Origin of the sequence: Spongiactinospora gelatinilytica (genome assembly GCF_003236385.1) — a bacterium.
GTDB lineage: Bacteria > Actinomycetota > Actinomycetes > Streptosporangiales > Streptosporangiaceae > Spongiactinospora > Spongiactinospora gelatinilytica.
The window spans coordinates 1-4,693 of sequence record NZ_POUA01000488.1 but is presented as its reverse complement, the minus strand read 5'-3'; the positions used below and the strand labels follow the sequence as shown (position 1 = coordinate 4,693).

Sequence of the window (4,693 nt, the reverse complement as noted above, 5' to 3'; positions counted from 1 at the left end):
GGGCCTGGCGGGTGGTCTCCGGGTCGGCCGCCCCCCGGGGGGCGCCGCCGGTGCCGGGGGCCGCCAGCCGTACACCCTGGTTGAGCACCGCGGGCGACGCGTCGCCGCTCTCCGGACGTCCCAGCAGGCGCAGCAGGAGCTGGTCGGCCGTCGGCCGGTTGCGCGGGGACTTGTCCAGCGCCGATCGCACCACGCCGCGCAGCGGCTCGTCCATGACCCCGAGGTCCACCTCGTGGTTGAGCACCCGGTTCAGCACGACCGCGATCGAACTGCCCTCGAAGACCGTGACCCCGGTGGCCGCGAACGCGATCGTCGCCCCCCAGGCGAACACGTCCGTGTAGGGGCCGACGTCGTCGCCGGAGATCTGCTCGGGGGCCATGTAGGCCGGGGTGCCGATGGCCTTGCTGGTGATCGTGCCGGTGGAGTCGATGATCCGGGCGATGCCGAAGTCCACCACCCGGGGGCCGTCGGCGGCCAGCAGCACGTTGTCCGGCTTGAAGTCGCGGTGGACGATCGCCGCGTGGTGGATCGCGGTCAGCGCGGTCGCGGTGCCGACCGCCAGCCGTTCCAGGGCCGAGCCGCGCATCGGGCCCTCGGTGTCGATCCGTTCGCGCAGCGAGCGGCCCTCGATGTACTCGCTGGCGATGTACGGCACGTCGCCCTCAAGGTCGGCCTCAAGGACGCGCGCCGTGCAGAACGAGGCGACCCGCTGGGCCGCGCGCAGCTCGCGGGCGAACCGGGACCGGGCGCTGGTGTCGCCGCTGAACCTGACGTGCAGCAACTTGATCGCCGCCTGCTCGCCGTCCTCGGCGACGCCCAGATAGACGACCCCCTGCCCACCCTCGCCGACCCTGCCGACCAGCCGGAACGACCCCAGTCTGCTCGGGTCCCCCGTGATGAGCGGATCGATCTGCGGCATTTATATGTCCCCATGGAGGTTTCGCAAAGTCTCGACCAGGGAAACTTTACGGGTCCTGTGGCACTGGGAACTGTCGGGTCGAAACGAGTTACCCGCCCGTTACCTCATGTCATGGGCACGGCAAGGCCGGAAAAAGCACAAAAGGGCCGCCGTGTCGGCGGCCCTCGGTGCGTTCGACGGGGTCTCAGACCGCCATCTTCTTCTTCAGGTTCTCGTCCAGGGCGGCCAGGAAGTCCTGGGTGGTCAGCCACTGGGCGTCACCGCCGACGAGCAGCGCGAGGTCCTTGGTCATCTGACCGCCCTCGACGGTCTCGACACAGACCTGCTCCAGCTTCTCGGCGAACTCGCTCACCGCGGGCGTGTTGTCCAGCTTGCCGCGGTGGGCCAGGCCACGGGTCCACGCGAAGATCGAGGCGATCGGGTTGGTGGAGGTGGGCTTGCCCTGCTGGTGCTGGCGGTAGTGCCGGGTGACGGTGCCGTGCGCGGCCTCGGCCTCGACGGTGTGGCCGTCGGGGGTCATCAGCACGGAGGTCATCAGGCCGAGCGAGCCGAAGCCCTGGGCCACCGTGTCGGACTGCACGTCGCCGTCGTAGTTCTTGCACGCCCAGACGTACCCGCCCTCCCACTTGAGCGCGGCGGCCACCATGTCGTCGATCAGCCGGTGCTCGTAGGTGATCCCGGCGGCCTCGAAGTCGGCCTTGAACTCGGACTCGAACACCTCGGCGAAGATGTCCTTGAACCGGCCGTCGTACGCCTTGAGGATCGTGTTCTTGGTGGACAGGTAGACCGGGTAACCACGGTCCAGGCCGTACCGCATGGACGCGCGGGCGAAGTCGCGGATCGACTGGTCCAGGTTGTACATCGCCATCGCGACGCCGCCGCCGGGGAAGTCGTACACGTCCAGCTCGATCGGCTCCGAGCCGTCCTTGGGCGTGTAGGTGAGGGTCAGCGTGCCCTCGCCCGGGATCTTGATGTCGGTGGCGCGGTACTGGTCGCCGAAGGCGTGACGGCCGACGACGATCGGCTTGGTCCAGCCGGGGACGAGCCTCGGCACGTTGGACATGATGATCGGCTCACGGAAGATCACGCCGCCGAGAATGTTACGGATCGTCCCGTTCGGGGACTTCCACATCTTCTTCAGGCCGAACTCCTCGACCCGGGCCTCGTCGGGAGTGATCGTGGCGCACTTCACGCCGACCCCGTACTGCTTGATCGCGTTGGCGGCGTCGATGGTGACCTGGTCATCGGTCGCGTCGCGGTGCTCGATGCCGAGGTCGTAGTACTTGAGATCGACGTCGAGGTAGGGAAGGATCAACTGGTCCTTGATGAACTGCCAGATGATCCGCGTCATCTCGTCGCCGTCAAGCTCGACGACGGGTCCCGCTACCTTGATCTTGGGCATGCCTGTGGTTCCCCTTCTGAACTAACACTGGCCGGTACGGTCCCTTATGAGGCTCGCTGGCCGTTGAGGCTATCGGACGGTCACGAAGGTGCCGCCGGTCGGCCGGTCATCCGACGATCCACTCCCTGGGCACAAGGAGCATCAGACCGCCGAAGACCAGCAAAAGGCCGAGCAGTCCGAGGGTCACGACGTCGGTCGCCTTGGCGCGTACGGCGAGCCGGCTCGCCCGCGCCTCGGGGAGCACGCCGCGAAACAGTGCCCCGATCAGGAAGAACACGCCGATCAAGGGCACCGCGACCTCGGTGGGAGCACCGAACAGGGCAGCGGCCAAGCCGAAGAGCGTACCCGTCAGTACGACGGCGTACGCTCCCCAGCCGGTCCGCTGCAGTCCGGTCACCTCGCGTCGATCGGTTCCCACTTCTGGTCCCGCTCGCCGATGTACTCGCTGTCCGGGCGGATCAGCCGGTTGTCGGCGTGCTGTTCGATCACGTGTGCGGTCCATCCCGACATGCGGCTCACCGAGAACACCGGCGTGAACAGGTCGGTGGGTATCCCAAGATAGTGGTAGACCGTGGCCGCGTAGAAGTCGACGTTCGGGAAAAGTCCCTTCTCCTCCAGCACGACCTGCTCCATCTCCCGGGACATCCGGAAGTAGGTGTCGTCGCCGTGGGCCTCGGCCAGCTCCTGCGACATCTTGCGCAGGTGGGTGGCGCGGGGGTCCTCGGTCTTGTAGACGCGGTGACCGAAGCCCATGATCTTCTTGTGCGCGGCCAGCATGTCCTTGACGGTCTGCGCGACATTGCCGGGCTCGATGCTCTGGAGGGTCCGCATGACCTGCTCGTTGGCCCCGCCGTGCAGCGGGCCCTTGAGCGTGCCGATGGCGGCGACGATGGCCGAGTGCATGTCGGACAGCGTCGCGGCGCACACTCTGGCGGCGAACGTCGAGGCGTTCATCGTGTGGTCGGCGTGCAGCACCAGGCAGGCGTCGAAGATCTCGACCGCTCGCGGGTCGGGCGTGGACCCGGTGATCTGGAGCAGGAAGTTGGCCGCGATGCTCAACCGGGGATCGGGGTCGGGGACGCTCTTGCCGGTGCGGGCGGCGTGGTAGCGGGCGACCAGGATCGGCTGCTGGGCGGTGAGGCGGGCGGCCTTGCGCAGGTTGGCGTCGACGGAGTTGGAGGACTTGTCAGGGTCTTCCGCGCCGGCCAGCGACACCAGCGTGCGCAGCGCCTCCATCGGTTCCATCTTCTCGGCGATCTCGGGGATGTTCGCCTCGACCAGCGCCCCGAGCGCTCGCCCCTCTACCAGGCCGGCGCCGTACGCGGCGAGCTGTTGCCGGGTGGGAAGGGTGCCGCACTGGAGCAGGTGCGCGGTCTCTTCGAAGGTCGTACGGCCGGCGAGGTCGTGGATGTCGTAGCCGCGATAGAACAGGCGGCCTTCCCGGCCGTCGATGTCGCTCAGCGCTGTTGACGCTGCGACGACATCAGCGAGACCTTTGGTGGGTTTGTCCGCTGTCGCCCGCGAGGCTCCGCCTCCGGCGGCCCCCTCGGGGGAAGTTGCGTTCATTGTGTGTTTCCTCCGCGTATCGTCGCCCGAAGTCTACCCGTGAGCTGGCAAAACCTCGGTTGGGGGTCAAGGCTAAATTCGAGCCGGATTCTCCTTACGGCAAAGGCGATTCCCCATCCCCTCGTTTGGGTAAGCCGGAGCTATAGCAGAAGATACGGCGGGCTACCTGGGGAGGAACTGCCGTGGAGGGGCCGTTCATACGCATCGAGGACACAGGCGAGGTGGTCCCGTTGCGCCCCGAGATCACCACGGTCGGCCGAGGCCGTGGTGTCGACGTCCGGCTGACGGACCCGAGCGTGTCACGCCTGCACGCCGAGTTCGTCCGGCGCGGACCTTATCTCTATGTGGTCGATCTCGGCCTGTCCCGCAACGGCACGCGGGTCAACGGCAGGCCGATCGCCAGGAGGGTGCTCGACGACGGCGACGTCGTCTCCTTCGGCGCGGCCCGGGCGAGGATCGGCGGCATCCCAAGGGAGGACTTCACACCCGAGGTGGAACTACGCCGGGCCGCCGCGCCCGAGCTGACCAGGCGCGAGGTCGACGTGCTCACGTCGCTCTGCCGTCCGGCCCTGTCGGACGAGGCGTTCGTCGCCCCCGCGACCGCCCGCGAGATCGCCGACGATCTCGTGGTCACCGAGGCGGCGGTGAAACAGCACCTGCTCCGGCTGTACCAGAAGTTCCGCATCCCGGAGGGCACCAACCGGCGCACCCGGCTGGCCAACGAGGTCGTCGCACTCGGCCTGGTCCGCCCCACTCCGGTGGTCCCACCGCAACGCGCCCCCGCCCCACAACCCGAAGGCGGCAAC

General features: G+C 68.0%; 5 protein-coding genes. 1 reads left to right on the top strand and 4 read right to left on the bottom strand.

From position 1 onward, the window contains the following. The 4 genes from C1I98_RS35425 to C1I98_RS35410 all read right to left on the bottom strand — a co-directional run. On the bottom strand, positions 1 to 919 hold a 919-nt coding region (locus C1I98_RS35425), incomplete at its 3' end, for a serine/threonine-protein kinase (RefSeq protein ID WP_146607836.1). Between the two features lie 184 nt (positions 920 to 1,103). Beyond that, positions 1,104 to 2,321, bottom strand: a complete 1,218-nt coding sequence (locus C1I98_RS35420; protein WP_111171675.1) for an NADP-dependent isocitrate dehydrogenase — start codon at positions 2,319 to 2,321, stop codon at positions 1,104 to 1,106. Between the two features lie 106 nt (positions 2,322 to 2,427). Continuing rightward, positions 2,428 to 2,718, bottom strand: coding sequence for a DUF3017 domain-containing protein (locus C1I98_RS35415; RefSeq protein WP_158558314.1), 291 nt, complete (start codon positions 2,716 to 2,718; stop codon positions 2,428 to 2,430). Beyond that, on the bottom strand, positions 2,715 to 3,887 hold the full coding sequence (locus C1I98_RS35410) for a citrate/2-methylcitrate synthase (RefSeq protein ID WP_111171673.1): 1,173 nt from the start codon (positions 3,885 to 3,887) through the stop codon (positions 2,715 to 2,717). The genes C1I98_RS35415 and C1I98_RS35410 overlap by 4 nt, the downstream gene beginning before the upstream one ends. Positions 3,888 to 4,069: 182 nt before the next feature. Here C1I98_RS35410 and C1I98_RS35405 point away from each other — a divergent pair. After that, on the top strand, positions 4,070 to 4,693 hold a 624-nt coding region (locus C1I98_RS35405; RefSeq protein WP_111171672.1), incomplete at its 3' end, for an FHA domain-containing protein.